Raw genomic sequence first — 26,360 nt, 5'->3', positions numbered from 1 at the left:
AGTTAGTACTATTTGGCGGAACAGCCCGCCACACGCCCTGGCGCTGTTCCGACCTCGCCCATGACATCCAGCGCCGCCGCGGCCCCCGAACGCCCCCTCTCTCCCCCGGGCGTGGCGCACAGCCACTTCGACGTGCGCGCGGAGCCGCCCGACCGGCAGTTCCTGGCCTGGCGCGCACGCGTCGGCCATGTGATGGACGCGCTGCCCTCGCGCGACGCGCTCGAGCGCCCCTTCAACGCCGCGATCGACCGCTACGACGTGGGCGGCCTCGTCTTCACCGAATGCCGCTCCGACACGCTGGTGCTGGAGCGCTCGCTGGCCCGCGTGTCGACCGACAGCGTGCGCGACTTCGTGTTCCATGTGTTCGAGGAAGGTGGTGTGGACGACCTGCGGGTGCGCGCCACACCGGGTGCACGCCGCAAAGGCGAACCGCCACCCGCCCCCACCGGCACGCCCACGATCCTCGCGCTGGACATGAACCAGCCGGTGCGCATGCGGCGCCACGACTGCCGGGTCCACACTTTCTTCGTGCCCGGCACGCTGGTGCAGGAAAGCTTCCCCGACCCCGAGGCCATCCACGGTCGCATGCTCACCTGCACCACGCCGCTGGCACGGCTGGCGGCGGGGCACGCGATCTCGCTGGCGCGCGACATCGGCGGCATGACGCCGGCGGCCGCCCAGAGCGCGGTGCGCACGGGCGCGCAGCTCGTGGTGTCGGCCTTCGGCAAGCAGGCCGGCTTCGACGGCAACGCGCGCGCGGCGGCACGCGCCGCCATGTTCGACCGGGTGCGCCGCCATGTGCAGACCCACCTGCACCGCGCCGACCTCACGCCCGAGAGCGTGCTGGCCGCACTGCAGCTGCCGCGCCCCACGCTGTACCGCATGTTCCAGCACGAAGGCGGGCTGGGCAGCTACATCCGCAGCCTGCGACTGCGCCAGGCGGCGAGCGACCTGGCGCGCTACCCGCATGTGATGGTGACCGACATCGCGTATAGCGCGGGCTTTCGCAGCGCCTCGGATTTCAGCCGCGCCTTTCGTCGCGCCTACGGCATTGCGCCGCAGGACTTCCGCGTGCAGGCGCTCGAACGACGTCCCTAAGCAGCTGCGTTGAAGAAGCCCGTGTCGAACGTGCCCTTCACGTCGAGCGGCTGCTTGATGAGCCCCACCTGCCGGTAGAAATCGGCCGTGCCCTGTTGGTCGGCGATGACCTGCGCATCGATGGCAATCCACTGCTGCTGGCGTCGTTCGAACTGCAGCTTCGCCGCCTCGGGCGGAATGCCGATGATGCGTGCGAGCGTGGCCGAGAACGCATCGACATTGCGGTACGACCAGCGCTGCGCCTTCACCACGCGCTGCAGAAAGTCCTGCAGCACCGGCCGCTTGGCAGCAATGGCGGCGTCGGTCGCGGCGAGGTAGCTCAGCCCCGGCAGCAGGCCGCGTCCGCTGACCAGCACGCGCGCATGGCGGCTGATTTCGGCGAGCGCGGTGTAGGGCTCCCACGTCGCCCAGGCATCGACCGAGCCCTGCGTGAGCGCGAGCTTGGCATCGGCCGGCGCGAGGAAGCGCAGGTTCACGTCCTCGGGCTTCAGACCTGCGGCCGTGATCGCCTTGAGCGTGACGTAGTGGCCGATGGAGCCGCGGTTGGTGGCGATGCTCTTGCCCTTGAGCTCGGCAGCAGTCTTCAGCGGCGAATCGGGCCGCACCAGCACCGCCGTGCCGTAGGCGTCCGAGCGGTTCGCGCCGATGGCCTTGACGCGCGTGCCGGCCGCGAGCGCGAAGATCAGCGGCGCATCGCCGATGGGGCCCGAATCGACCGCGCCCGCGTTGAGCGCTTCGGCCAGCGGCGCGGCGGCCGGGAACTCCGACCACTGGATGTCGTAGCTCAGGCCTTCGAGCCCGCCCGCCGCTTCGAGCAACGCGCGCAGCCCGCCCTTCTGGTCGCCGGCCTTGAGCACCGGGCGACCTTGTGCACGCACGAAGGCGGGCAAGGTGGCGGTCGTGGCCGCAGCAAGGCCGCCGGCAAGCAGCTGGCGGCGCGATCGGTCGAGGTGTGAGGTCATGGGTTCGTTCTCCGTGGAAGCAGTGAAAAGGAAATCAGTGGATGAAGCCGCCCTTGACGAAGCGCACCGGCTCGGCGTCCATGCGGGCGATGAGCGCGCCCAGACCATCGGGCGGCAGCACGGTGCCTTTCGCCAAGGCTGTCGGCGGGCTGTCGCTGCGGCACAGCAGGTCGTCGTCGGACCAGCCGGCCTGTCCCGGCAGTCCGCGCACGCGCAGCCAGCCGTCGCGGTCGGCGATGAGCTGCATGCCCGCAAGCTGGTCGGTGCCGGCGATGAGCGCCAGCGCCTCCCAAGCGGCCGGTGAGTCGGCCACGCAATCGGCGGTGATGCCCGCCGCCTTCGCCCCGGGCGGCAGCAGCTGCACCGTCACCAGGCGCGGGTCTTCGCTGGGCGCGACGGCGCCCGCCACGACGCGCACGCGCTGCCCGCGCCACTGCGCGAGCGACCGGGGCGCCTGCGCGCCGCAGCGCACCGCCATGTCGGGCAGGCCGACGGGCTGTGGCCAGTGGCCCTGCGCGCGCAGGCTCTGACCCGCGCCTTGCGCCTTCATGTAGTCGATGAGCGCCCAGGCATCGGCCCCGTCGAGCGGGCCGCCGAAGCCGGGCATGGTGGCGGTGCCGTGAAGCACGCGCCAGAGCAGGTCGCCATCGGCGCGGCGCCACAGCAGCGGGCCCGTGAGGTTCGGCGGCCACACGGCCAGCGAGGCGGCCAGCGGCCCTTCGCCCTTGCCGTCGGTGCCGTGGCAGCTCACGCAGTGCTGCGCGTAGAGCACGCGGCCTTGCGCGATCGATGTGGCCGTGAAGCCGGTCGGCGACGCGTGGAAGCTCGCCGGCGTCGCAGGCACGAGCACGACGTTCGCGTGGGGCCAGGGCGCGGCGATCAGCAGCATCGGCACCAGCGCGAGCAGGTACCAGCGCGGGCGCCGCCAGAGCAACGCGACCGACAGCAGCAGCACCGCCACGCCGACGCACACCAGCGTCCACGCGAGGCTGCGCGCCTGCCCCAGGTCGATCAGCAGGTTCTCGCCCGACAGCCGGTGCGCCCACGGCCACGCCGGCTGGCCGTGCACATGGCGCACGAGACCGAGCGCATCGAGCACGCGCAGCAGCTGCAGTTGAGCGCCCTGGAGCAGGCCGATCAGCAGGTTGAGCCAATCGGCCTCGGGCTTGCTGTTCATGTCACCAGGTGGCGTCGAGCCCCAAGTGGCGCAGTGCCTCGTGACGAAGTTCTGCCAGCCGCGCATGGCCCCGATGCCGCGGATACGGCAAATCGACCACGAGCTCCGCCGCGATGCGCGCCGGCCGGTCGCTCAGCACGATCACGCGGTTGGCGAGGAACAGCGCCTCTTCCACGTCGTGCGTCACCAGCAGCGCCGAGAAGCCCGCGCGCTGCCACAGGTTGACCAGCTCGCTCTGCATCGCAATGCGCGTGAGCGAGTCGAGCTTGCCCAGCGGCTCGTCGAGCACCAGCAGTTGCGGGTCGTTGACCAGCGCACGCGCCAGCGCCACGCGCTGCGCCATGCCGCCCGAGAGCTGGTGCGGAAAGGCTTTGGCGAAGTCGGTGAGGCCGACGAGCTTCAGCGCTTCGTCGACACGCCCGCGCTGCGCCTTGAGCACGCCGCGCGCCTGCAGGCCGAGCGCCACGTTGTCCCACACGCTGCGCCAGGGGTAGAGCGTCGGGTCCTGGAAGACGACGATGCGCGACGGGTCGGGCCGCGTGATGGGTGCGCCGTCCTGCGCGATGCGCCCGGCCGTGGCGGGCTCCAGCCCGGCCACGAGACGCAGCAGCGTCGACTTGCCGCAGCCGCTCGGCCCGAGCAGCGCGACGAACTCGCCGGGCTTCACCGTGAGGTCGATGTCGTCGAGCACCTGCAGCGGCCCGGCCGGCACGTCGAACCAGTGGCTCACGCCCTGGATGTCGATCTGGGCGCCGGCCTGGCGCACGTTGGCTTCTGCGGTGGCTACCATTTCACGGTCCCCTTCTGCCACGACAGCACGCGGTCGCGCACCTTGAACAGCAGCGTGATCAGGCCCGAGCACAGCAGCGCCATGACGATCAGCGCGGCATACATGTTCGAGTACGAGGCCCAGCCCTGCGCCCACGACAGGTAGAAGCCCAACCCGGCCTTCACGCCCATCATCTCGGCCGTCACCAGCACCGAGAAGGCGGCGCCCAGCCCCATGAACAGGCCCACGAACACCTGCGGCAGCGCGGCGGGAATCGCCACGCGCAGCACCAAAAAGCGCTCGCTCGCGCCCATGGTGCGCGCCACGTCGTAGTAGTTGCGGTTGACGCCCGCCACCCCCGACCACGTCAGCACCGCCACCGGAAAGCCCGTGGCCAGCGCGATGAGGAACACGGCCGCCGCGTAGCTCGACGGAAAGAAGAAGAACGCCAGCGGCAGCAGCGCCGAGGCCGGCACCGGCCCCACGAAGCGCAGCACCGGATGCACCCAGTAGCCCGCGATGCGCGACCAGCCGATGGTCACGCCCGTGAGAAAGCCCGCCAGCGCACCCAGCACGAAGCCGTGGGCAAGCAGCCGCGCCGAATGCGCCAGGCTTTCGCCGAGGCGGCGCCAGTCGTCGATGTAGGTTTCGATGAGGCTCTGCGGCGGCGCGAAGAACGGCGTGGGCAGCAGCGCGAGCTTCGCGGTCGCGATTTCCCAAAGGGCGAACAGCACCGGCAGCGCCACCAGCCACGGCCCGGCCGGTTGCAGCGTGCGCGCCGCGCGACCCGCGCGCGCACCGAGCAGCGCCACGAGCAGCAGCACCGCACCGATGGCGATGGCGGCAATGCCGAACTCGTCGGTGTACGCCCAGTCGCTGAAGCCCACGGCCTTGTTGGGCCAGTAGACGGTGAGCAGGCCCAGCGCGACCCAGCCCGCGCTCGCAAGCGCGCCGGTGCGCCAGAAGCCTTCGGCGGGGCGCGCGAACACGGCGGCCGGCGCGGCCTTTTCGATGCCAGGGCGGCGCCAACTGCCCGGCGCCGATGGCGGTGCCTCGAGCACCCGGTCGATGACGGCGCTCATGCCAGCGGATCGAAGGACACGTGCTCCGCGAAGCGCACCGGGTCGGTGGTCTTCTTGAGCACGCCGACGCCGCGGAAGTCGCGCGCGTAGAACTCCACCTCGTCGCGCAGCTTGCGGCCCAGCGGGTGGTGGTTGTGCGTGAGCGTGCCCAGCAGCGCGCGCAGGTCTTCGACCGGCACCTTGGGCGAGTACTTGGCGAAGAGCTTGGCCGACTCGTTCGGGTTCTCGGCCACGTAGTCGGAGGCCTGCGCGATGGCGCGCACCAGCGAGGCGACGGTGGCCTTGTCCTTGCGCACCAGCTCGCCGCGCGCGCCGACGATGCAGCAGACCTTGTCCTTGTACTCGCCCGAGAGGTTGCTCGCGAGTTCGACGAAGGTGCCCTGGTTGCGCTTCTCGATGAGGTACACGTTCGGGTCGCCGTCGGCGATGGCGTGGATCTCGCCCTTCTTCACCGCGATGTCGAGCAGGTCGGCCGGGTACTGGCGCCAGGTCACGTCGCGGTCGGCGTCGATGCCGTTCTTGGCGAGCAGGATCGAGAAGAAGTTCTTGCCCGGGCTCGCGATGTCCGACACGCCGATGATCTTGCCCTTGAGGCTGGCCAGGCTGGTGGCGCCCGCGTCCTTGGCGCCCACCAGGCGCACGCAGCCGCCGTGCGAGCTGCCGACGATCTTCACGTCGAAGCCCGACTCGAGCGGCTTGAGCCAGCGGTGGATCATGCCCACGGCCGCGTCGGCCTTGGCGGTGGCGAGCGACTCCAGCAGTTGGTCGGTCGAGCCCGTGTAGTTGATGAGGTCCACCTGCAGGCCGTTGCGCTCGAAGTAGCCGCGCTCCTGCGCCACCACCACGGGCGAGAGGCAGAACGCAGCGGCGTTCCAGGCGAAGGTGAGCTTGCGCGCCTGCTGCGAGAAGGCCTGCGAGGCGATGAGGCCGCCCGAGGCGACCACGGCGGCCGCGGCGCCGGTGCGCAGCACGCTGCGGCGGGAAAGGGATGCGTTCATCGGGGAAAGGCTCCGGGGGTTCGTCGTCATCGTCAAAGCAGGAGTTCGGGTTCGGCTTCGAGCAGGCCTTCGTACAGGCTGTCGAAGGAATGGATGGCGCCTTCGGGCCCGCCGATCTGGCCGTGCGTGTGGCGCGCGGTGGCCTCGTCGATCGGCTGCGGCGTGCCCGCAGCCTCGGCCAGCAGCTGCGTGTGGCAGGCGTTGTCCAGCGCGATGTACCACCACGCGGCGGCCTCCACGGTGGGCCCGGCCGTCAGGATGCCGTGGTTCTTGAGGATCGCGCCCTTCCTGTCGCCCAGCGCGCGGGCGATGCGATCGCCCTCGCTGGTGTCGACCACCATGCCGGTGAAGTCGTCGAACAGCGCCACGTCGTCGTGGAACACGCAGGCGTCCTGCGTGAGCGTGTCGAGCTTGCGGCCCAGCGTGGACCAGGCCTTGCCGTAGGTCGAGTGCGTGTGGGCGGCGGCCACGATGTTCGGGTTGTGCTCGTGGATCGCGGCGTGGATCGCGAAGGCGGCCTTGTTGAGCGGCCGGTCGCCGACGACCGTCTCGCCCTTCGAATTGACGAGCAGCAGGTCGGACACCTTGATGCGCGAGAAGTGCACGCCCAGCGGGTTGACCCAGAAGTGGTCGGTCAGCTCGGGGTCGCGCGCCGTGATGTGACCGGCCAGGCCCTGCGCGAAACCGAAGCGCGCGAACAGGCGGAAGGCGCCCGCCAGGCGCTCCTGCCGGTGGCGGCGTTCGGCCTGCACGGTGGGGCGCGGCGGGATGGGGTCGAACCAGTGCTTCTGCTGCGGGTTCGCGTGCAGCTTCAGCGGCTGGGCTGTGTTCCGGTCGATGGAAAAAACGGCACTCATGGCTCAGGCTGCCTTGCGCTGCGACTGCAGGCGCTGCGCGACGAGTTCGCGCGTGCGCGGAATCAGCGCGCGGCCGTAGTCGGTCGCGTCTTCGAGCGGATCGAAGCCGCGGATCAGGAAGGTCGTCACGCCCAGGTCGTAGTAATCGAGCAGCGCATCGGCCACCTGCTCGGGCGTGCCGACCAGCGCGGTGCTGTTGGAGCGCCCGCCGATCTCCTGCGCGACCGCGGTCCACAGGCGCTTGTCCAGGCGCGAGCCCTTCTCGGCCGCGGCCAGCAGGCGCTTGGCGCCTTCGCTCTGCTGCGGGCCGCCGCGGTTGTAGCCCTGCACCACGCGCAGGCGTTTCGTCTCCGCCAGGATGTTCTCGGCGCGCGCCCATGCGGCCTCTTCGGTGTCCGCCAGGATCGGGCGGAACGACACCGAGAAGCGCACGCTGCGCCCGTGCTTCGCGGCTTCGGCGCGCACGCGGGTCGTGAGTTCGCGCGCCTGGTCGAGCGATTCGCCCCACAGCGCGTACACGTCGGCGTACTTGCCCGCGACCGGAATCGCCGCCTCCGACGCACCGCCGAAGTACACGGGCACGTGCGGCTTGCCGTGGCGGGTCTGCACCGGCTTCACTTCGGAGAACGCGTTCTGGAAACGGTAGTGCGCGCCTTCGTGGTCGAAGGGCTTCTCGGCCGTCCACACCTTGTGCAGCACCTCGAGGTACTCGTCGGTGCGGGCGTAGCGCTGGTCGTGGTCGAGCCAGTCGCCGTCGCGCTTCTGCTCTTCGTCGGAGCCGCCCGAGATGTAGTGCACGCCGAGCCGCCCGCCGCTGAACTGGTCGAGCGAGGCGAACTGGCGCGCCGCGAGCGTGGGCGCCACGAAGCCCGGGCGGTGCGCGAGCATGAAGTGGATGCGCTCGGTCACCGAGGCCGCGTAGGCCACGGTGAGCGTGGCGTCGGGGCTGGTGGAATGGTGCGGCACCAGCACGCGGTCGAAGCCGGCGTTCTCGTGCGCCTGCGCGAAGGCACGCACGTAGTCGCGGTCGATGGCCGGGCCCTTGGCGGCGTGGATCTCCGAGACCTTCTGGCCCTGGATCATGCCGATGAATTCAACGTCGTTCTGGCTCATGGTGTCCTCGTGGATGCGGATGGAATGAAGGGGTCAGGCGGCAGGAAGCCGCAAGAGGTTCTCGAAGCGGCGGTCCCACAGCGGCTTTACGTCGGCCGGGCCGTCGAGCACGCCGATCTTCTGGAAGGTGTCGGCCACGTCCTGGTGGCTGCGCACCACCGCGTCGGTGACGGGGCCCAGGCTGTAGTCGCCGCTGCGGCCGTTGAACAGCTCGACCAGGTCGCCCACGGGCACGCGCGTCTCGGCCGACTGCGCGCGGGCGTAGGCCAGGAAGTTGCCGTTGATCCAGGCGAACGCGCGCTGCAGGCGCTGCAGCAGGTCGCCCAGCGCCGCGCGCCGCAGCGTGTCGTCGAGCGCGCGCGGGTTGGCGTAGATGGGAAAGTTGCCCGACAGGTAGCCCACGCCGGTCTTGAGCGTGCGCGCGCCGTACTGGGTGCGCGCGAGCTGGCCGTTGTAGCCATAGATGGCCCACGCATCGAGGTCGCCGCGCGCAAAGGCCGAGAGGCCGTCGGCGGGCGTGAGGCTCACGGGCTGGATGTCGGCGAACGACAGGCCCGCCTCGGCCAGTTGCTTGGCCAGGTAGTAGTGCGAGGTGGTGGCGCGCACGTAGCCCACGCGCTTGCCCTTGAGGTCGGCAATGCTGCGGATGGCCGAGTCCTTGCGCGCCAGCGTGGCCTGGTTGTTGAGGTCTTCGTGCGTCACGGCCACGAGCCGCACGCTCGACTTCTGCCGCGCCGCGAACACCGGCGGAATCTCGCTGCCCGAGCCCAGGTCGAGCGCGTCGCCGTTGATGGCCTCGATGTGCAGCACACCGTTGTTGAGCTCGCGCCAGTCGATCTTGTAGGGCGTGTCGGCCTGGCCCGAGGCCGTGAGCAGCGGGCGCCACAGGCCCTTGTAGGTGCCCACGCGCAGCGTCACGCCCGACAGGTCACGCGACGGTGTGGCGGCCTGCGCCACGCCCGAAGCCGCCACGCCCCATGCGGTGGCGGCCTGCAGCAGGCGGCGTCGGTCCAGCGGGAAATCGGGTGTCATGGCTTGTGTTCTTTCTTCTTCACTCACGCTCGAGGAGAAGCGAGACCGTACCGAGGCGGGCCTCGAAAACGAACGCAGAAAAACGAATTTGGATATGCGCGATGCATCCTTCGCGCGCTGGCAGCGGGCCTTTACCGTGCGGGCACCATGAGTGCACTCCCCTTGCGCCGCGCGCCGGCCGTTCCCGACACAGACACCCCGCCCTCCATCGACCCCGCCGTGCTGGCCCGCCTGTCGGACCAGTTCGCGTCCACGGCGGCCGACCACGACCGCAGCGGCGCCTTTCCGCGCCAGAACTTCGAGGCGCTGCAGGCGCACGGGCTGATCGGCCTCGTCGCGCCCGCCGCATACGGCGGTGGTGGCGCCACGCTGGCCACGGCACGCCGCGTGATCGCGGCGGTGGCGCGCGGCGAGCCCGCCACCGCGCTGATCCTCACCATGACCTACCTGCAGCACCAGACGCTCGCGCGCCGCGAGAGCCGCTGGCCCGCGCACCTGCGCGAGCGCGTGGCACGCGATGCGGTGGTGCACGGCGCGCTCATCAACGCGCTGCGCGTGGAGCCCGCGCTGGGCTCGCCGGCGCGCGGCGGCCTGCCCGGCACCGTGGCGCGGCGCACGCCCGAGGGCTGGCGCATCGACGGCCACAAGCTCTACACGACCGGCATCGAGGGCCTGTCGTGGCTGGCGGTCTGGGCGCGCACCGACGAGGCCGCGCCGCGCACCGGCGTGTTCCTGGTGCCGCGCGACGCGCCCGGCATCCGCGTGATCGCGAGCTGGGACCACCTGGGCCTGCGTGCCTCGGGCAGCCACGAGGTGGTGTTCGAGGACGTCGCCATTGCCGCCGACCACGCCGTCGACCTGCGCGCGCCCGCCGACTGGGCGCCCGGCGCCGGCAGCCAGACCGACATCGACGCCCAAGCGGCGCAGCAGGCCTGGATGGTCGTGCTGCTGGGCAGCCTCTACGACGCCGTGGCGCGTGCTGCGCGCGACTGGCTGGTCGACTTTTTGAACCGGCGCGCGCCCGGCAGCCTCGGCGCGCCGCTGGCCAGCCTGCCGCGCGTGCAGGAGCAGGTGGGCGAGATCGAGGCGCTGCTGCGCACCAACCGCGTGCTGCTCGACGACGCAGCCGCCGCGGTCGACAGCGGCCACACCCAACACGCAACCGACAGCGGCCTGCTCAAGCACACCGTGACCACGCACGCCATCCGCGTGGTCGAACTGGCGTTGCAGTTGAGCGGCAACCACGGCCTCACGCGCCAGAACCCGCTCGAACGCCACTACCGCGACGTGCTGTGCAGCCGCATCCACACGCCGCAGAACGACGCAATCCTGGTCGCGGCGGGCCAGCGTGCGTTGCAGGCCTTCGGAGGTGCGGCATGAGCGCGCTGCCAATTTCCCGCCGCACCTGGCTCGCGCAAGGCGCCGCGCTGTCGCTGGCCGTGGCCGGCCCGCTGCGCGCCATAGCGCAACCCCAGGCCACGCTGGTGCTCGGCGACCAGGCCGGCGGCCTGCGCTCGCTGTTCGAGGCCTCCAAGGCCCTCGACGACGCGCCCTTTGCCTACCGCTGGGCCAACTTCCAGGGCGCCGCGCCGCTGTTCGAGGCGCAGCGCAGCGCTGCGGTCGACACCGCGATGGCCGGCGACCTGCCGGTGCTCGCGGCGGCCGTCGGCAAGACGCCGCTGAAGATCGTCGCCACGCGCGTGGGCAAGGCCGAGTCGCTGGGCATCGTGGTGCAGCCCGACTCGCCGCTGCGCCGCGTGGCCGACCTGCGCGGTCAGACGGTGGTCGTCTCGTCGGCGCGCGGCAGCATCTCGCAGTACCAGCTCTACGGCGCGCTCGAAGAGGCCGGCGTGCGGCGCGACGAGGTCACGGTGAAGTTCGTGCTGCCCACCGACGCGGCCGCCGCGTTCGCGTCGAAGCAGATCGACGCCTGGGCCATCTTCGACCCCTACTACGCCATCGCGCTGCAGCAGGGCGGGCGCATCCTGCGCGACGGGCGCGGCATCAACACGGCGCTGGGCTTCATCACCGCGAGCGAGCATTCGCTGGCCGATGCGGCCAAGCGCGCGGCCATCGTGCAGTTCCTCGAGCGGCTTGCCCGCGCGGGCGACTGGGCGCTGGCCAACCCCGAGGCCTATGCGCAGGCCTACAGCCAGCTCACGCGGTTGCCGATCGCGTCGGCGCGGCTCATCACGGCGCGCGCCTCGGTGGCGGGGCGGCCCGTGAGCGAGGCCGACATCGTCGCGCTACAAACTGTGGCCGACCGCTCGGCGCGTGACGGTATCCTTCCCACACGCGTGGATGTGCGCGCGATCACCGACACCCAACTCTGGAAACGCCCCGCATGATTGCTCCGCTGCGCGATTTCGTCGGCGCCTTCGGCCGGCTGCTCGACAGCCGGCCCGACGAGCCGCGCATCCTGTCCGAAGGCGGCGCGCTGCTGCGCACGCTGGTGGCGCGCGACGACTGGCTGCCCGACGCCTTCGCCGTGGCCGACCCGACCTACTACCAGCAGTTCCTGCTGCACGCCGACAGCACCGAGCGCTTCTCGGTCGTGAGCTTCGTCTGGGGACCTGGCCAGGCCACGCCGATCCACGACCACACGGTGTGGGGCCTCATCGGCATGCTGCGCGGCGCCGAGTACAGCCAGCCTTACGCACTCGACGCCGACGGCACCGCGCGGCCCCGGGGCGAGCCGGTGCGGCTCGATGCGGGCCATGTCGAGGCCGTGTCGCCCACCGTGGGCGACCTGCACCGCGTGCACAACGCGCACGCCGACCGCGTGTCGATCAGCATCCACGTGTACGGCGCCAACATCGGCGCCGTGCGCCGCCACACCTATCCGGCCGAAGGCGGGCGCAAGCCCTTCGTCTCCGGCTACTCCAACACGCTGCTGCCCAACCTGTGGGACCGCTCCGCCGAACTCCGAAACACTGCCGCATGACGACGACAACGACCGCCCCCTTTCCCCTGCTGCCCTTCGCCGCGCTGCGCGAACGGCTGATCGCGCGCGAGGAGACTGCGCTGCTCGACCTGCGCGAAGAAGACCCGTTCGCCCAGGAGCACCCGCTGTGGGCCGCCAACCTGCCGCTGTCGCGCATCGAGATCGAAGCGTGGCGACGCATTCCGCGGCGCGACACCTTCATCGTGCTGTACGGCGCGCACGACGGTGTCGATCTCGCGCCGCTGGCGGCACGCACCTTCGCCGCGCTGGGTTACACCAACGTGCACCTGCTCGACGGCGGGCTCGAAGGCTGGCGCGCGGCGGGCGGCGAGCTGTTCCGCGACGTGAACGTGCCGAGCAAGTCCTTCGGCGAACTGGTCGAGCACGAGCGGCACACGCCGTCGCTGTCGGCGCCCGAGGTGAAGGCGCTCATCGACAGCCGCGCCGACGTGGTCGTGCTCGACGCGCGCCGCTTCGACGAATACCAGACCATGAGCATCCCCTCGGCCACCAGCGTGCCGGGCGCGGAGCTGGTGCTGCGCGTGCGCGAGCTCGCGCCCGACCCGGCCACGCGCGTGATCGTGAACTGCGCGGGCCGCACGCGCAGCATCATCGGCACGCAGTCGCTCGTGAACGCGGGCATCCCGAACCCGGTGGCGGCGCTGCGCAACGGCACCATCGGCTGGAAGCTCGCAGGCCAGGTGCTCGACCACGGCGCCGATCGGCAAGCACCGGTCACGGTGTCGGACGCGAACCGCACGCAGGCGCAGGCCGACGCGCGCCGCGTGGCCGACGCCGCGGGCGTGCGCCGCATCGCCCTCGACGCGCTCGGCACGCTCGAAGCCCCGGGCCGCACCGTGTACCGCTTCGACGTGCGCACGCCCGAGGAGTACACCGCCGGCCACCTGCCCGGCTTCGCGAGCGCGCCCGGCGGGCAGCTGGTGCAGGAAACCGACCACCAGGTGCCGGTGCGCGGCGCACGCATCGTGCTGGCCGACGACGACGGCGTGCGCGCATCGATGAGCGCCTCATGGCTCGCGCAGATGGGCTGGGAGGTGTACGTGCTCGACGCGGTGCCACCGGCCGCCGCGCTCAGCGAAACCGGCACGCCGGCGTCGGCCTACCCGCCCGTCGCGGCCACGGTCGCCGAGATCACGCCGCAAGCCTTGGCCGAGTTGCTGAAGCAGCAGCCCGCCACCGCCGTGATCGACGTGACCACGAGCGCCAACTACGTGAAGCGCCACATCCCCGGCGCCTGGTACGCGATCCGCGCGCAGCTGGCGCAGGCGATCGACCGCCAGGCCCTTCCCTCCGCCCCGCGCTACGTGCTGACCTGCGGCAGCAGCCTGCTCGCGCGCTACGCCGCAGCCGACCTGCGCGCCCTGCTCGACGCGCGCGGCCAGCGCGACGTGGAGGTGCAGGTGCTCACGGGTGGCAACACCGCCTGGTTCGCCGCCGGGCTGCCGGCCGAGACCGGCGAGACCCGCCTGGCCACCGCCCGCACCGACCGCTACCGCCGGCCCTACGAAGGCACCGACGCGCCCGCAGAAGCCATGCAGGCCTACCTGGACTGGGAGTTCGGGCTGGTGGAACAGCTGGGGCGCGACGGCACGCATCACTTCCGCGTGGCCTGAGCGCGAAGAGCGCAGACGAAAAAAAGCCGGGCATGCCCGGCTTTTTTGCTTTCACTGTCGCGCGACCCCGGCTCAACCCGGCTCGGCCGCCTTGAACAGTGCCGCGACCTTGCGCTTGCTCTTGATGTTGCTCGAGATGCCGCGGGCGGGTGCGGCCTTGGCCGACGCTTCCCAGGCCGGTGCGGCTTCGCGCTCGCCGGACTCGTAGGGCTTGTCGAAGAACGGATCGCGCGGCGCGGACGGTGCGCGGTGCGGGCGACCGCCACCGCTCATGCTGCGGCGGGTGTCGGCTTCGCGGCGTTCGCGCGGCTGGTCGAGCACGTCACGTGCGTCGCCGGCTTCGCCTTCTTCACGCCAGTGGCGGCGTCCGTCGTTGATGCGGCCACGCGGGCGGTCTTCTTCGAACTCGACAGGTTCGAGCTCGATCTTCTTCTTGATCAGCTTCTCGATGTCGGCCACCAGGCGCGCATCGTTGCCGCCGCTGGCGAAGCTCACGGCCAGGCCCGAGGCACCGGCACGGCCCGTGCGGCCGATGCGGTGCACGTAGTCTTCGGCGTTGAACGGGATGTCGAAGTTGAAGACGGCGGGCACGTCCTTGATGTCCAGGCCGCGGGCCGCGACGTCGGTGCACACCAGCAGGTCGACTTCGCCGGCCTTGAACGAGGCGAGCGCCTTCAGGCGTTCGTCCTGGCTCTTGTCGCCGTGCAGTGCGGTGGTACGCAGACCGTCGCGCTCCAGCGAGCGTGCGAGGCGCGCGCAGCCGAGCTTGCTGTTGACGAACACGAAGGCCTGCGTAATGCCGCGCTGCTTGACGATCTGCTTGAGCGCACGGCGCTTGTCGTCGTCAGAGACGCTGTAGAAGTGCTGTTCGACGGTGGAGGCCGTTTCGTTCGGCCGTGCCACTTCGATGGTGACCGGGTTCTGCAGGTAGCTGCTGGCCAGGCGCTTGATCTCGGGCGAGAAGGTGGCCGAGAACAGCAGCGTGGTGCGCTGCTTGGGCAGGTAGCTCAGGATGCGCTGCAGATCGGGCAGGAAGCCGATGTCGAGCATGCGGTCGGCCTCGTCGAGCACGACGTATTCGACCTGGTTGAGCACCGCGTTCTTGGCTTCGATGTGGTCGAGCAGGCGGCCTGGCGTGGCCACGAGCACTTCGACGCCCTTCTTCAGCTCCAGCGTCTGCGGCTTCATGTCGATGCCGCCGAACACGACCGTGCTGCGCAGGTTGGTGTACTTGGCGTACAGCTTGACCTGCTGCGCGACCTGGTCGGCCAGCTCGCGCGTGGGCAGCAGCACCAGCGCACGCACCGGATGCCGCGCGGGCGAGGTGGAGGCGTTTTCGTGCTTGAGCATGCGCTGCAGCAAGGGCAGCGAAAACGCCGCCGTCTTGCCGGTGCCGGTCTGCGCGGCGCCCATCACGTCCTGGCCTGAAAGCACGACCGGAATGGCCTCTGCCTGGATGGGCGTCATGGTCTCGTAGCCCATTTCGGCCACGGCGCGGGCCAGCGGTTCTGCCAGCGAAAGATTGGAGAAGGACATTGTCATTGAGCCTTCTATTGTCGCACTGCCGCAAAAAACGGCAGTGACAACGAAACGACAACATCCGCGCAGGCCGAATTGCTATTTATTTAATAGCAAAAGCCCCAATGAATCCGGGGCTCTCGGGAGACAATCTTTACAGATTGCGCGTGTTGAAAGTGTCGCAGGACTTCATTTCACCCGTCTGATAGCCCGTGCCGAACCAGCGTTGGCGCTGTGCACTGGAGCCGTGGGTGAAGCTGTCGGGCACCACCGCACGGCCTGCAGAACGCTGCAAAGCGTCGTCGCCGATCTTCTGCGCGGCGTTCATGGCGGCCTCGATGTCGCCCGGGTCGAGCCACTTCTTCGATTCCTGCGAGTGGTGCGCCCACACGCCCGCGAAGCAGTCGGCCTGCAGCTCGACGCGCACGCTGATGGCGTTGTTCTGCGACTGGCTCAGGCGCCCGCGCATGCCGTCGACCTTGGCGGTGATGCCCAGTTCGTCCTGCACGTGGTGGCCCACCTCGTGCGCGATGACGTACGCCTGCGCAAACTCGCCGGGTGCGCCGAGCTGGTTCTTGAGGGTGTCGTAGAACGCGAGGTCGATGTAGACCTTCTTGTCGCCCGGGCAGTAGAACGGCCCCATGGCCGATTGACCCGTGCCGCAGGCCGTGGGCGTGGCGCCGCGGAACAGCACGAGCCGGGGCGCCTGGTAGTTGCCACCGCTCTTGCGGAACAGATCGGTCCAGACCACCTCGGTGTTCTTCAGCACGGTGGAAACGAAGGCCGCTTCGCGGTCGTTCGACGGCGGCTTGGGTGCCGGCCCCTGCTGTTGCTGCACCTGGACCGGATCACCGCCACCGCTGAGCAGGCCCAGCACGGTGAGCGGATTGATGCCGAAGACCCAGCCTGCGATGAGCGCGACCGCGATGGTGCCGATGCCGATGCTGCGGCCACCAAAAAGGCCTCCTCCACCACCGCCGTCACGGCGGTCTTCGACGTTGTCGGATTGTTCGTTGCCTTCCCATCTCATCGCAGTCTCCTTGCCGGCTTGCTGAACGGTGTATTTGCCGGAACGTCGCAGGATGGTACTTGGCCCGGCCGCCCGGAACGTAACCGGCGGTCAGGATGCCTGTATCAGGCTGTCAGGTCTTGGGCAGCGTGACGCCGCGCTGGCCCTGGTACTTGCCGCCGCGGTCCTTGTAGCTGGTCTCGCAGACCTCGTCGCTCTCGAAGAACAGCACCTGCGCGCAGCCTTCGCCCGCGTAGATCTTGGCGGGCAGCGGCGTGGTGTTGCTGAACTCCAGCGTCACGTAGCCTTCCCATTCGGGCTCGAACGGGGTCACGTTGACGATGATGCCGCAGCGCGCGTAGGTGCTCTTGCCCAGGCAGATGGTCAGCACGTTGCGCGGGATGCGGAAGTACTCCACGGTGCGCGCCAGCGCGAAGCTGTTCGGCGGAATGATGCAGTAGTCGCCGTGCATGTCGACGAAGCTCTTCTCGTCGAAGTTCTTCGGGTCGACCACCGTGCTGTGGATGTTGGTGAAGACCTTGAACTCAGGCGCGCACCGGATGTCGTAGCCGTAGCTCGAGGTGCCATAGCTGATGATCTTGTGGCCGTCGTTCTCGCGCACCTGGCCCGGTTCGAAGGGATCGATCATTCCTTCGTTCTCGGCCATGCGCCGGATCCATTTGTCGCTCTTGATGCTCATATGCGCTCGCTGATGCTGCTGCGGGGGAAATCGGGGCCGAATTGTGGCATGGGCGCCCTGCGCGCCCTCCCCCCGCCGGCGCCGCTCAGCCCGCCTGCGAAATCACCGTGCGCTCGACCAGCCGGTCGTCGCCCAGCACGATCATCGCGAACAGCAGCTCTTCGAGGTTGTTGGCCAGCGAGGTCTTGCGCGCCAGCAGCGGCGTGGCGGACGGGTTCAGTACCAGGAAGTCGGCCTCGCAGCCCGGCTGCAGGTTGCCGACCACGCCGTCGAGCCCCAGCGAACGCGCCGCGCCGCCGGTGTGGTGCCACCACAGCCGCGAGGGCGCGATGCTCAGGCCGGTCTTGGTCTGGCCCTCGCGACCGACGTAGTACGCGGCCAGCATGGTGTGGAAGGGGCTGAAGCTGGTGCCGCCGCCCACGTCGCTGGCCAGGCCGTAGGGTTGCTCGAGGCGATCGGCCGCGCCGAAGTCGAAGAAGCCGCTGCCCAGGAACAGGTTGCTCGTGGGGCTCACGGCGGCGGCCGTCTTGGTCTCGTGCATGAGCGCACGGTCGGTGTCGTCCAGGTAGATGCAGTGGGCGTACACGGCGCGTTCGCGCAGCAGGCCGAAGTCGGCGTACACATCCAGGTAGGAGCGCGACTTGGGGTACAGCTCGCGCGCCCACTTCACCTCGTCGCGGTTCTCGGCCACGTGCGACTGGATCCAGGTGTCGCCGTACTTCGCAGCCAGCTCGCCGGCGCCGCGCATCTGCGCGTCGGTGCTGGTGGGCGCGAAGCGCGGCGTGATGGCGTAGCCCAGGCGATCGACGTTGTGCCACTTGCGGATCAGCGCCTCGGTGTCGACCAGGCTCTGCTCGGTGTCGTCACGCACGCCGTCGGGCGAGTTGCGGTCCTGCAGCACCTTGCCGGTGATCATGCGCAGCTGGCGGCGCTGCGCGCTCTCGAAGAAGGCGTCGACCGAGGCGACGTGCGAGGTCGCGAAGGTCAGCGAGGTGGTCACGCCGTTGCGCAGCAGCTCGTCGAAGAACACGTCGGCCACCACGCGCGAATGCGCGGGGTCGGCGAACTTGGCTTCCGCCGGGAAGGTGTAGTTCTCGAGCCAGGGCAGCAGGCCGGCGGCGGGCGCGCCGATGATGTCGGTCTGCGGGTAATGCACGTGCATGTCCACGAAGCCCGGCGCCAGGATGCGGCCCGGCAGGTGGGTGGTGTGGGCGCCGGCATGGCGCTGCGACACGTCGGCATGGCTGCCGGCGTCGAGCACGCGCTGGCGGCCGGTGCTGTCGGGGGCGACGACCAGCAGGCCGTCTTCGTCGAAGACAGGCAGGCCGGCGGCATCGAATCGCAGGAGGGAGGCGCGGTAGGCTTTTTTCATCGTGGATTCGGAGGGTAATCCAGCCCCGGACGGCGGGAATTGCCCTGCGCGTATGAGTGCTATACGCGCAACGCTCTCTTCAAACGGGGCAAAGGGCCGCGCTCAGCGCGTCACCCGCCCCTGCACGCCCTCGGCCAGCCAGTTCATCTGCAGGATCTGCTCGTCGCTCAGCTGCGCGCCCTTGGCGATCGCGACGCGGCCTTCGTTGTCGCGCACGTCGGCCGCCACCGCGCGGAACGGCTGCAGCTTGCCTGCCGCGATGTCCTTCTGCCGCGCCTGCACCTCGTCCTGCACGGCCTTGGGTACCTTGGTGCCGAAGTCGCCGACGCGGATCATTCCTTCCTTCACGCCGCCCCAGAGGTTGCCGCTCTTCCAGGTGCCGTCGAGCACAGCCTTCGCGCGCTGCGTGTAGTAGCCGCCCCACTGGTGCGTGACCGCGACGATCTGCGCGTCGGGCGCGATCTTGCGCATGTCGGAGTGGTAGGCCACGGCCATCTTGCCGCGCTCCTGCGCGGCGGCCATCACGGCGGTGGAGCCGGTGTGGAAGGCGAGCACGTCGGCGTTCTGGTTGAACAGCGCCATCGCAGCGTCGCGCTCCTTCGGCGGATCGAACCACTCGTTGAGCCACACCACGATCACCTTGGCCTTCGGGTTCGCCGAGCGCATGCCGAGCGTGAAGGCGTTGATGCCCTGCAGCACCTCGGGAATCGGAAAGCCCGCGACGTAGCCGGCGATGTTGGTCTTCGTCATGCGCCCGGCCGCGATGCCCGCGAGGTAGCGGCCTTCGTAGTAGCGGGCGTTGGCGGTGGCGACGTTGGGCGCGGTCTTGTAGCCGGTGATCGACTCGAACTTCACGCCGGGGAAGTCCTTCGCGACCTTCAGCGTCGGCTCCATGTAGCCGAAGCTGGGCGTGAAGATCAGCTGGCTGCCCTGCTGTGCAAGGTCACGGATCACGCGCTCGGCATCGGCCCCTTCGGGCACGTTCTCGACGAAGACAGTGTTCACGCGGGGGCCCAGCGCGGCCTCGACGGCCTTGCGGCCTTCTTCATGCTGGCGCACCCAGCCGGCATCGGTGACCGGCGTGACGTAGACAAAGCCGACCTTCAGCGCGTCCTTGGCGGGAGGCGGCTTCGGCGGCGCGGTCTGGGACAGGGCGGGAGATAAAAAGCAAGCGGCTGCCAGCGCCAGAACGGCGCGGCCCGCGAGGTTTTTGTACATGGTGTTCCTCTACATGGCCCCGGAAAAGCAAGACCCCGCAGCAGGCCGGGACGCCCTGCTGCGGGGTTCGGATTTTAATGCCGCAGCCTCCCGCCAGCCATGGCCGCCGCAGAACGCGAACGCATCCTGCCGAACAGACGCATCGGATGCCGCGGCCAGGAACGCCGCACACTCACTACGATCCGTGCCTCCGCATCACACCCTGCCAGCCATGACCCTCAGCATGCATTTCGACTTCACGCCGCTGCCCCGAACGCCCGTGCTCGAGCCATGCATCGTCGCCAACGCGGCGGGCTACGACCTCTTCACCAACGAGACCGTCACCCTGGCCTTCGGCACGAAATGCGTGATGGTGAAGGCCAAGAACCGCGATCCGATCCCCTTGCCCTACTTCGAGCTGGCCGAGCTCACGATCGAGAACCGCGAAGTCGCGACAACGGGCGAGACCACGCAAGGCCTGGCGGGGCGGGAACACATCTCCGCCACGACGCAACCGACCCTGCAGAGCTTCATTTCCTTCGTCACGCATCTCGGCGAACTGCACCTGTTCTACCGCGGCATGCCGCCGACCGTGCTGCGCATGGCACTGGCCGAGGCCTTCGCCGTCTGGCGCCAGCACCAGCCGGAATGGCTCGAGAAACGACGCAAGGTCATGGACGCCTATGCCGACAGCGAAGGACTGGACGCGCAGACACGCGACGCGCTGAAAGCAAGATTGCTGACACCGATCGTGCCGCCTGCGTCGGCCGCGCCGCTCTCGTTTCCTTCCGCCGGCTTCCCCACCGACGACATGCCGGCGCCGGACACCTTCGACCCCGCGACCCGCCTCGGCGTGTGCCCCTCGTGCAATGCGGAGATTCCGTACTTCTCCGAGGAATGCCCCCAGTGCCGGGCACTTTTCGGACCAGACTCCGCATGGCAGGTGCGGCCGCTCTGACCGCCCCTGAAGTGAAGCCAGGCTGGCGGAGTTCCCCGGGCACGTCTTCTTCGTGCACGACCGACGGCCTCACCCACCGAACGCAGGCGTCATGCCGGTAGCGCGGTGGCGCCAACGCCATAGCGCGCCGCCGGCGCCGTGCTCGACAACCGCCCCGACATCGCACGCCGCGCCGCATCGAACGCATCCCACTCGGCCAGATCAGGCAGCGCCGGAATCGTGACCTGCTCGCCCTGGTCGAGCCCCGCAAGGGCCGCGTCGACCATGTCCTGCGCCGTCATCACGATCTCCTTGGGCAGGTGCGCCATCGGCACGCCCGCGACGCCCCAGAACTCGGTGGCTGTCGCACCGGGCAGCACCGCCTGCACGCGCACGCCCTTGTCCTTCAGCTCGTGCTGCAGCGACTGGCTCAGCGCCAGCACGAAGGCCTTGGTGCCGCCGTACACGCCGTTGAGCGTCTCGGGCGAGATCGCCACGATGGAGGCGATGTTCACCAGCGTGCCGCCGCCGCGTTCGACGAAACCCGGCACGGCCGCATAGGTGAGCCGCGTGAGTGCGCTCACGTTGAGCTCAATCATGTCCTCCATCTTGTCGATGTCCGAGCCGAGCAGCGGCGCGGCGGCACCGAAGCCGGCGTTGTTCACCAGCAGGGTGATGTCGCCGCGGGTGCGCAGCACGGCTTCCACGGAGGCGATGTCCTCCCGGTCGGACAGGTCGGCCGGAAGAACCTCGACCTTGCGCCCGGTTTCGTCCGAGAGCTTCGCGGCCAGCGCGGCGAGGCGCTCGCGGTTGCGCGCCACCAGGATCAGGTCGAAGCCGCGCCGCGCGAGGCGGTCCGCATACACGGCGCCGATGCCCGACGACGCGCCGGTGATGAGGGCCGTGCCCTTGTTCAGATTTGCTTGCGTTGCAGTCATGGAGTTTCCTTCGTCGCCACGGATGCGTGGCCGTGGGGAGAAGTTTCTTCCTGCAAGGCTATGGCGTAAATGTCATATAAACCACCTTTCAGGACATGCGCTGCTCAAGCGGTCGCAGCCTCCCGCCGGGCCACGCGGCGCACGCTCTGCGGCGGATGCCCCAGCGTGCGCAGGAAGGCGCGGCGCATGCGCTCGGGGTCGCCGAAGCCCGTTTCGCGCGCGACCACGCCGAGCGCGAGGCTGCCTTCGTCGATCAGCGCGCGTGCCGCCTCCACGCGCAGGTTCTCGACCGCATGCGCCGGCGACTGCCCGGTCTCGGCCTTGAAGGCGCGGCTGAACTGGCGCGGGCTGAGGTGCGCGACCTCGGCCAGTTCGTCCACCGACAGTGTCTCGCGCAGGTTGGCGCGCGCATGCACCAGCGCCTTCTGGATGCGGTCCGACTTGGGTGCCAGCTCGAGCAGCGCGGAATGCTGCGACTGCCCACCCGCGCGGCGGTGGTACACGACCAGCTTCCTCGCCGCGAACCGTGCCGCCTCCACGCCGAGGTCTTCCTCCACCAGGGCCAGCACGAGGTCGATGCCCGCCGTCATGCCGGCCGAGGTCCACACCGGCCCGTCGTTGATGAAGATGCGGTCGGGCTGCACCTTGACGGCAGGGTGGCGCTTCTGCAGTTCGCCCGCAAAGGACCAGTGCGTGGTCGCCCGGCGTCCGTCGAGCAGGCCCGCATCCGCCAGCCCGAAGGCGCCGGTGCAGATGCTGGTCACGCGGCGCGCGTTGCGCAGCCCCGCGCGCAGGAAGCGGCACATCTTCTCGGACGTGGGCGCGATGAAGAGCGCGCCGCTCATCACCAGCGTGTCGAACTTCCCCGTGCCGAAGCGCTTGCTGTCGGTGACCACGCCCGACGAGCTGGTCACGGGGCCGCCCTCTTCCGACAGCAGCTCGACCTGGTAGACCTGCTTGCCGGCATGGAGGTTCGCGAGCTCGAACGCGGCAATGGCAGCGAGGTCGAGGATCTGGAAACCGGGGAAGACGAGCATGCCGATGCGTTTCATGGCCATGTCCTGAAAAGAGGGTTGTTTGAAGCAGCAGACACAAGGCTAGACCAACCCGTCCCACCGCGCCAGCGGGAGGGATACGGCCTGCGCCCTTCCCGCGCCGCGATGGGTGCCCCCACCAATCGGCAAGCGCCAGCCCGCGCGGGCCGTCCCACAATGGGCGTTCCCACCATGACCAACCCGACGACAACGACAGCCGGCGCCCCTGCAGCCGAACCGGGCGCCCACGCACACTGGCAGCGCAACCTCGCCGTCTGCATGTTCGGCTCCTTCACGACCATCATCGCGATGACGCTGCTGCTGCCCTTCCTGCCGCTGTACGTCGAGCAGCTTGGCGTGAAGGACCACGCGGCCATCGTGCAGTGGTCGGGCGCGGCCTATGGCGCCACCTTCCTGAGCGCCGCGCTGGTCGCGCCGCTGTGGGGCCGGCTGGCCGATCGCTACGGGCGCAAGCCGATGCTGATCCGCGCGAGCCTCGGCATGGCCGTGGCGATGGCATTGATCGGCCTCGCGGCCAACGTGTGGCAGCTCGTGGGCCTGCGACTGCTCGCGGGCCTGCTGGGTGGCTATGCCTCGGGCTCGATGGTGCTGGTCGCCACGCAGACGCCGAAGGACCGCACGGGCTGGGCGTTGGGCACGATGTCGTCGGCCATCATGGCCGGCAACCTCGTGGGGCCGCTGGTGGGCGGGGTGCTGCCGCCGCTGGTCGGCATCCGCAACACCTTCTTCGCGGCCGGCGCGATGATCTTCATCGCCTTTCTCGCGACGGCCTTTCTCATCCGTGAAGAGAAGAAGGCGCCCTCCACCGCGAAGCAACGCGGCGCCTCCGACGACACCGGCTGGGCTGCCGTGCCCGACAAGCGCCCGCTGGTCGCGATGCTCTTCACCGGCATGCTGCTGATGCTGGCGAACATGTCGATCGAGCCGATCATCACGGTCTACGTCGCCACGCTGCTCGACGACCCGCAGCGCGTGACGATGATGGCCGGCCTCGTGATGTCGGCCGCCGCGCTCGGCAGCATCCTCTCGGCCTCGCGGCTGGGCAAGCTGGCCGACCGCGTGGGGCACTGGAATGTGATCGTCGGCTGTCTCGCGGTGTCGGCGCTGCTGCTGGTGCCGCAGGCCTTCGTCACGGCGGGCTGGCAACTGGTGGTGCTGCGCTTCCTGATGGGGCTGTCGCTCGGCGGGCTGCTGCCCTGCATCGCGAGCGTGATCCGCCATAACGTGCCCGAGCGCGTGGCCGGCAACATGCTGGGCTACTCGACCTCGGCGCAGTACACGGGCCAGGTGGCGGGCCCGCTGCTCGGCGGCTTCGTGGGCGGGCACATCGGCATGCGCGCCGTGTTCCTCGGCACCTGCGTGCTCATGGCCGCAGGCGCCGGGTGGAACTGGCTCGCGCAGCGAGCCGCGTCCCGTACGTCGTCCGCTACTCGCTGACGACGGCGCTGCGGTAGGCCGCGTCGCCCTTGATCTCCGCTTCGGAGAACGGCACCTTCAGCCACTGACCCGCGCTGTAGGCCCGGGTGTAGTCGGCGTTGTGCGCCGAGGCCGGGTCGTCCGACAGCGAGAACGTCAGGAAGGTGTGCGCCTCGACGCCGCCCTCGGGGAAGCGCACGATCTGCATGTAGCTGTTGCCGTTCGGGTTGCCGTCCATGGTGTAGCCGCCCTTGTCCAGACGGTTCTCGGAGCACGCGATGGTGAAGTAGCCCGGGCCGTGGCAGCCGCCGTACAGCGGAATCTTCTGGCCGCTGCGCGTGGCGAACAGGTAGTCGCCGCGCTGTGCATCGAGTGCGAAGCCGCTGGCCTCCACGCGCGCGACGGCCGCGCCGAAGGCCTGCTGCAGGGCACTCGCGGCGCCGGCCTTCAGGTCGCGCGGCGTGTGGATCGGATCGCTCGCGCTGAAGGGCACGTTGTAGAGCGTGGCCGCGGATTGCAGCGACGCGCGGTTCCAGAACTCGTCCCAGATGTGTGCGCCGCGCGCGCCGATCGTGCCCGTGTTGTTCCAGGCCCTGAGCACCGCGCAGGCCGGGCCGGTGTCCACGTCGCGCCCGATGGCGGCGCCGCCTTGCGGATCGGTTGCCACGTTGATCGTCGGCGTCGCACACACCATGGCCAGCGCCTGGTCCTTGAACAGCTCGGCCGTCAGCACGCGACTGTTGAGCACCATCTGCTTGACGGTCTCGGGCGTGGCCGCCTTGCCGGCGTAGCTGTCGGCGCCGTCGATGCGCGCCTGCGCCATCAGGTTGCCCAGGCGCGTTCGGAAGCTCACGGCCTCCGTGCCCGCGGGCCCCATGATGGCCGGGTAGCCGGTCATCGGCGCCTTGGGGTTCGCGAGCCAGTAGCTGTCGTTCGAGTTCTCGACGTAGTCGTCGCGCAGCAAGCTCGGCAGACGGGCCGCGCCGATGGCGCCCTTCTGCGCCGAGTCGGCATCGGTCTGCCAGTCGCATTCGCTCTTCGAGCCGTCGAAGAAGGGCACGCGCGGCAGCGAGGCGCCGGCCGCCGCGCCCAGCGGCGTCGTGCAACTGGCCACCTGGGTGGGCGACACATTGGGAATCGCGCCGATGTCGGCATACCAGGCCTTGGCCGCGCCGCGGCCCACGGCCACCGTGTTGACCCACGGAATGGCCGCCTCCTCGCGCTGGATGGCGATGAACTCGTCCAGCGACTTGGCCTGGTTCCAGCGCAGCCAGTTCTTGAAGGTGCGGTAGTTCTCGCCGTTGATGTCGCGGATCGCGAAGGCCGTGGTCTGGCTCCAGGCGAACGGCGGACCGAAGGTCGTGAGGTTGACCATCGGCCCGTACTCCGACTTGTAGAGCGTGCGCGTCACCGACGCCACGCTGCCGTCGGCCTGCTTCACGTTGACGGTGATGTTGAGCGCCTGCATCTTCACAGGCTTGCCGTCGCGCATGTAGCTGGTCGGGTCGCCCGCCGCGAGCTTCAGTTCGTAGAAGCCGAAGCGACGCGCGGTCGACACCGTGTGGCTCCACGCGATGTTGTCGTTGAAGCCGATGAGGATCACCGGAATGCCGAGGAACGAGGTGCCGCTGATGTTGAGCTGGCCCGGAATCGTGAGTTGCGCCTGGTAGAAGCGATCCGGTCCGCGCCAGTACCAGTGCGGGTTGCCGAAGAGCAGCGGGCTGCTGTCGCCGGTGGCGGCCGTGCCGAAGCCGATCATGTTGCTGCCCACGCCCTCCTTGCCACCGACCTGCAGCTCAGGCACGTTGACGACCGCCGCCAGCTGCAGCGCGGCCTTCTTCGCGCCGCTGCGCGCAGCCATCTTGGTGGGCGCGGCCGGTGCGGGTGCGATCGCATTGGCGATGTTCGGCAGGAAGTTGCTATAGCCGCCCGCGAGGTTGGCCGCGTACATGCGGCGGTAGATGTCCTCGGCCGTGATGGGCTTCACCCAGGCTTCGCTGCGGCAGGCCTGGTGCGCCGTGCCGCCGGCCTTCACGTCGCGCACGTAGCGGTTGTAGCCGGCGGCGAAGCCCTCGACCAATTGCTTCAGGTTGTCGGGCTGGGCCGCGATCATCTTCGCGAGCACATCGGCCGAGATCACCTGCTTGTGGAAGAAGTCGGAGTCGATGTTCTTCGGCCGCGCGATGGTGCTGCTGGCCACGAGCTGCGCGTCGCCGCCGAGGTACTGAGAACGCTCGCCGCGGTAGGTGAGGAAGGAGTCGGCCATCGTGCACAGGTCATCTTCCGCCTGCGCAAAACCGTAGCCGTAGCCCACGCCGGGCCAGTTGTCGGCCTTGATGTGCGGCACGCCCAGGGCGGTGCGGCGGATCTCGGCCTTGTAGCTGCCTTCGGCCGGTGGGTTGGTGGGCGGGTTGCCGCCGATGGGAAAGAACGGGAACCCGTTGCCGCCGCCACCACCGCCACCGCAAGCGGTGAGTGCAGCGGCCGTGGCCAACGCGAGCAGGGACAGCGGCATGGCGCCGCGCGGGGATGTCTGTCTCATGGATGTCTCC

The 26,360-nt window shown here is 69.6% G+C and carries 23 protein-coding genes; 7 read left to right on the top strand and 16 right to left on the bottom strand.

What is annotated here, in order from left to right; all coding sequences use genetic code 11:
* Positions 1-60: 60 nt before the first annotated feature.
* The gene (locus AC07OH_RS15755) at positions 61-1,098 is read left to right on the top strand and encodes an AraC family transcriptional regulator (protein WP_495301305.1); all 1,038 of its coding nucleotides are present in this window, start codon (positions 61-63) and stop codon (positions 1,096-1,098) included.
* Here AC07OH_RS15755 and AC07OH_RS15750 read toward each other — a convergent pair.
* Genes AC07OH_RS15750 through AC07OH_RS15715 form a run of 8 tightly spaced genes read right to left on the bottom strand, consistent with a single transcriptional unit; the run spans position 1,095 to position 9,088 of the window.
* Positions 1,095-2,060: an ABC transporter substrate-binding protein gene (locus AC07OH_RS15750; RefSeq protein ID WP_495301304.1), complete on the bottom strand. Its 966-nt coding sequence runs from the start codon at positions 2,058-2,060 to the stop codon at positions 1,095-1,097. The genes AC07OH_RS15755 and AC07OH_RS15750 overlap by 4 nt on opposite strands.
* 34 nt (positions 2,061-2,094) lie before the next feature.
* Complete coding sequence (locus AC07OH_RS15745; RefSeq protein ID WP_495301303.1) at positions 2,095-3,237, bottom strand: c-type cytochrome; 1,143 nt, start codon at positions 3,235-3,237, stop codon at positions 2,095-2,097.
* Between the two features lies 1 nt (position 3,238).
* Entirely contained in the window at positions 3,239-4,027 is a 789-nt protein-coding gene (locus AC07OH_RS15740) for an ABC transporter ATP-binding protein (RefSeq protein ID WP_495301302.1), read from the bottom strand.
* Positions 4,021-5,088, bottom strand: coding sequence for an ABC transporter permease (locus tag AC07OH_RS15735; RefSeq protein WP_495301301.1), 1,068 nt, complete (start codon positions 5,086-5,088; stop codon positions 4,021-4,023). Before AC07OH_RS15735 ends, AC07OH_RS15740 begins: the two co-directional genes overlap by 7 nt.
* The gene (locus tag AC07OH_RS15730; RefSeq protein WP_062482528.1) at positions 5,085-6,086 is read right to left on the bottom strand and encodes an ABC transporter substrate-binding protein; all 1,002 of its coding nucleotides are present in this window, start codon (positions 6,084-6,086) and stop codon (positions 5,085-5,087) included. The genes AC07OH_RS15735 and AC07OH_RS15730 overlap by 4 nt, the downstream gene beginning before the upstream one ends.
* A 32-nt stretch (positions 6,087-6,118) precedes the next feature.
* The gene (locus AC07OH_RS15725; protein WP_495301300.1) at positions 6,119-6,943 is read right to left on the bottom strand and encodes a class II aldolase/adducin family protein; all 825 of its coding nucleotides are present in this window, start codon (positions 6,941-6,943) and stop codon (positions 6,119-6,121) included.
* A gap of 3 nt (positions 6,944-6,946) precedes the next feature.
* On the bottom strand, positions 6,947-8,056 hold the full coding sequence (locus tag AC07OH_RS15720; RefSeq protein ID WP_062482534.1) for an LLM class flavin-dependent oxidoreductase: 1,110 nt from the start codon (positions 8,054-8,056) through the stop codon (positions 6,947-6,949).
* A 33-nt stretch (positions 8,057-8,089) separates the two neighbouring features.
* The gene (locus AC07OH_RS15715) at positions 8,090-9,088 is read right to left on the bottom strand and encodes an ABC transporter substrate-binding protein (protein WP_495301299.1); all 999 of its coding nucleotides are present in this window, start codon (positions 9,086-9,088) and stop codon (positions 8,090-8,092) included.
* 147 nt (positions 9,089-9,235) lie between these two features.
* Between AC07OH_RS15715 and AC07OH_RS15710 the strand changes: the two genes are divergently transcribed.
* The 4 genes from AC07OH_RS15710 to AC07OH_RS15695 are packed head-to-tail and all read left to right on the top strand — an operon-like array spanning position 9,236 to position 13,666.
* The gene (locus AC07OH_RS15710) at positions 9,236-10,468 is read left to right on the top strand and encodes an acyl-CoA dehydrogenase family protein (RefSeq protein ID WP_495301298.1); all 1,233 of its coding nucleotides are present in this window, start codon (positions 9,236-9,238) and stop codon (positions 10,466-10,468) included.
* On the top strand, positions 10,465-11,436 hold the full coding sequence (locus AC07OH_RS15705) for an ABC transporter substrate-binding protein (protein WP_495301297.1): 972 nt from the start codon (positions 10,465-10,467) through the stop codon (positions 11,434-11,436). The genes AC07OH_RS15710 and AC07OH_RS15705 overlap by 4 nt, the downstream gene beginning before the upstream one ends.
* Complete coding sequence (locus AC07OH_RS15700; protein ID WP_390345733.1) at positions 11,433-12,032, top strand: cysteine dioxygenase family protein; 600 nt, start codon at positions 11,433-11,435, stop codon at positions 12,030-12,032. Before AC07OH_RS15705 ends, AC07OH_RS15700 begins: the two co-directional genes overlap by 4 nt.
* Positions 12,029-13,666 (top strand): rhodanese-related sulfurtransferase, encoded by a 1,638-nt coding sequence (locus tag AC07OH_RS15695; protein ID WP_495301296.1) that lies wholly within the window; start codon positions 12,029-12,031, stop codon positions 13,664-13,666. The genes AC07OH_RS15700 and AC07OH_RS15695 overlap by 4 nt, the downstream gene beginning before the upstream one ends.
* A gap of 72 nt (positions 13,667-13,738) precedes the next feature.
* Here the strand turns inward: AC07OH_RS15695 and AC07OH_RS15690 are convergent, their stop codons facing one another.
* The 5 genes from AC07OH_RS15690 to AC07OH_RS15670 all read right to left on the bottom strand — a co-directional run bounded on the left by AC07OH_RS15690 (position 13,739) and on the right by AC07OH_RS15670 (position 19,483).
* Positions 13,739-15,208: a DEAD/DEAH box helicase gene (locus tag AC07OH_RS15690; RefSeq protein ID WP_139701960.1), complete on the bottom strand. Its 1,470-nt coding sequence runs from the start codon at positions 15,206-15,208 to the stop codon at positions 13,739-13,741.
* 130 nt (positions 15,209-15,338) lie between these two features.
* Positions 15,339-16,214: a KPN_02809 family neutral zinc metallopeptidase gene (ypfJ, locus tag AC07OH_RS15685; RefSeq protein ID WP_495301295.1), complete on the bottom strand. Its 876-nt coding sequence runs from the start codon at positions 16,212-16,214 to the stop codon at positions 15,339-15,341.
* Between the two features lie 112 nt (positions 16,215-16,326).
* On the bottom strand, positions 16,327-16,893 hold the full coding sequence (gene dcd / locus AC07OH_RS15680; protein WP_062477547.1) for a dCTP deaminase: 567 nt from the start codon (positions 16,891-16,893) through the stop codon (positions 16,327-16,329).
* A gap of 85 nt (positions 16,894-16,978) precedes the next feature.
* Positions 16,979-18,265: a guanine deaminase gene (gene guaD, locus AC07OH_RS15675; protein ID WP_492734426.1), complete on the bottom strand. Its 1,287-nt coding sequence runs from the start codon at positions 18,263-18,265 to the stop codon at positions 16,979-16,981.
* A 102-nt stretch (positions 18,266-18,367) separates the two neighbouring features.
* Positions 18,368-19,483 (bottom strand): BMP family ABC transporter substrate-binding protein, encoded by a 1,116-nt coding sequence (locus tag AC07OH_RS15670; RefSeq protein ID WP_495301294.1) that lies wholly within the window; start codon positions 19,481-19,483, stop codon positions 18,368-18,370.
* Between AC07OH_RS15670 and AC07OH_RS15665 the strand changes: the two genes are divergently transcribed.
* Positions 19,482-20,420 carry a hypothetical protein gene (locus AC07OH_RS15665; RefSeq protein ID WP_495301293.1) on the top strand — a complete coding sequence of 313 codons (939 nt, stop codon included), beginning with the start codon at positions 19,482-19,484 and terminating at the stop codon, positions 20,418-20,420. The genes AC07OH_RS15670 and AC07OH_RS15665 overlap by 2 nt on opposite strands.
* Before the next feature lie 89 nt (positions 20,421-20,509).
* Here AC07OH_RS15665 and AC07OH_RS15660 read toward each other — a convergent pair whose 3' ends face one another.
* A complete protein-coding gene (locus AC07OH_RS15660) occupies positions 20,510-21,337 on the bottom strand; it encodes an SDR family NAD(P)-dependent oxidoreductase (RefSeq protein ID WP_495301292.1) in 828 nt (275 codons plus the stop codon).
* A 104-nt stretch (positions 21,338-21,441) separates the two neighbouring features.
* Positions 21,442-22,389, bottom strand: coding sequence for a GlxA family transcriptional regulator (locus tag AC07OH_RS15655; RefSeq protein ID WP_062477569.1), 948 nt, complete (start codon positions 22,387-22,389; stop codon positions 21,442-21,444).
* Positions 22,390-22,563: 174 nt separating this feature from the next.
* On the opposite strand from AC07OH_RS15655, the gene AC07OH_RS15650 reads away from it, so the two are divergent.
* On the top strand, positions 22,564-23,829 hold the full coding sequence (locus AC07OH_RS15650) for an MFS transporter (protein WP_495301291.1): 1,266 nt from the start codon (positions 22,564-22,566) through the stop codon (positions 23,827-23,829).
* Here the strand turns inward: AC07OH_RS15650 and AC07OH_RS15645 are convergent.
* Entirely contained in the window at positions 23,819-26,350 is a 2,532-nt protein-coding gene (locus AC07OH_RS15645; RefSeq protein WP_495301290.1) for a penicillin acylase family protein, read from the bottom strand. The genes AC07OH_RS15650 and AC07OH_RS15645 overlap by 11 nt on opposite strands.
* Between the last annotated feature and the right edge of the window lie 10 nt (positions 26,351-26,360).

It is taken from the genome of Variovorax sp. GW821-FHT10C12 (genome assembly GCF_059415405.1).
Note: the sequence above shows the minus strand (reverse complement) of the source record. Positions and strands in the feature narration are given on the sequence as shown.

Excerpts from the sequence above, each read along its gene's own strand:
- dcd (WP_062477547.1), bottom strand. The coding sequence starts at position 16,893 with ATGAGCATCAAGAGCGACAAATGGATCCGGCGCATGGCCGAGAACGAA.
- AC07OH_RS15670 (WP_495301294.1), bottom strand. The coding sequence starts at position 19,483 with ATGTACAAAAACCTCGCGGGCCGCGCCGTTCTGGCGCTGGCAGCCGCT.
- AC07OH_RS15665 (WP_495301293.1), top strand. The coding sequence starts at position 19,482 with ATGGTGTTCCTCTACATGGCCCCGGAAAAGCAAGACCCCGCAGCAGGC.
- AC07OH_RS15715 (WP_495301299.1), bottom strand. The coding sequence starts at position 9,088 with ATGACACCCGATTTCCCGCTGGACCGACGCCGCCTGCTGCAGGCCGCC.
- guaD (WP_492734426.1), bottom strand. The coding sequence starts at position 18,265 with ATGAAAAAAGCCTACCGCGCCTCCCTCCTGCGATTCGATGCCGCCGGC.
- AC07OH_RS15730 (WP_062482528.1), bottom strand. The coding sequence starts at position 6,086 with ATGAACGCATCCCTTTCCCGCCGCAGCGTGCTGCGCACCGGCGCCGCG.
- AC07OH_RS15745 (WP_495301303.1), bottom strand. The coding sequence starts at position 3,237 with ATGAACAGCAAGCCCGAGGCCGATTGGCTCAACCTGCTGATCGGCCTG.
- AC07OH_RS15710 (WP_495301298.1), top strand. The coding sequence starts at position 9,236 with ATGAGTGCACTCCCCTTGCGCCGCGCGCCGGCCGTTCCCGACACAGAC.
- AC07OH_RS15720 (WP_062482534.1), bottom strand. The coding sequence starts at position 8,056 with ATGAGCCAGAACGACGTTGAATTCATCGGCATGATCCAGGGCCAGAAG.
- AC07OH_RS15755 (WP_495301305.1), top strand. The coding sequence starts at position 61 with ATGACATCCAGCGCCGCCGCGGCCCCCGAACGCCCCCTCTCTCCCCCG.
- AC07OH_RS15740 (WP_495301302.1), bottom strand. The coding sequence starts at position 4,027 with ATGGTAGCCACCGCAGAAGCCAACGTGCGCCAGGCCGGCGCCCAGATC.
- AC07OH_RS15705 (WP_495301297.1), top strand. The coding sequence starts at position 10,465 with ATGAGCGCGCTGCCAATTTCCCGCCGCACCTGGCTCGCGCAAGGCGCC.
- AC07OH_RS15690 (WP_139701960.1), bottom strand. The coding sequence starts at position 15,208 with ATGACAATGTCCTTCTCCAATCTTTCGCTGGCAGAACCGCTGGCCCGC.
- AC07OH_RS15735 (WP_495301301.1), bottom strand. The coding sequence starts at position 5,088 with ATGAGCGCCGTCATCGACCGGGTGCTCGAGGCACCGCCATCGGCGCCG.
- ypfJ (WP_495301295.1), bottom strand. The coding sequence starts at position 16,214 with ATGAGATGGGAAGGCAACGAACAATCCGACAACGTCGAAGACCGCCGT.
- AC07OH_RS15650 (WP_495301291.1), top strand. The coding sequence starts at position 22,564 with ATGACCAACCCGACGACAACGACAGCCGGCGCCCCTGCAGCCGAACCG.
- AC07OH_RS15700 (WP_390345733.1), top strand. The coding sequence starts at position 11,433 with ATGATTGCTCCGCTGCGCGATTTCGTCGGCGCCTTCGGCCGGCTGCTC.
- AC07OH_RS15660 (WP_495301292.1), bottom strand. The coding sequence starts at position 21,337 with ATGACTGCAACGCAAGCAAATCTGAACAAGGGCACGGCCCTCATCACC.
- AC07OH_RS15645 (WP_495301290.1), bottom strand. The coding sequence starts at position 26,350 with ATGAGACAGACATCCCCGCGCGGCGCCATGCCGCTGTCCCTGCTCGCG.
- AC07OH_RS15725 (WP_495301300.1), bottom strand. The coding sequence starts at position 6,943 with ATGAGTGCCGTTTTTTCCATCGACCGGAACACAGCCCAGCCGCTGAAG.
- AC07OH_RS15695 (WP_495301296.1), top strand. The coding sequence starts at position 12,029 with ATGACGACGACAACGACCGCCCCCTTTCCCCTGCTGCCCTTCGCCGCG.
- AC07OH_RS15655 (WP_062477569.1), bottom strand. The coding sequence starts at position 22,389 with ATGAAACGCATCGGCATGCTCGTCTTCCCCGGTTTCCAGATCCTCGAC.
- AC07OH_RS15750 (WP_495301304.1), bottom strand. The coding sequence starts at position 2,060 with ATGACCTCACACCTCGACCGATCGCGCCGCCAGCTGCTTGCCGGCGGC.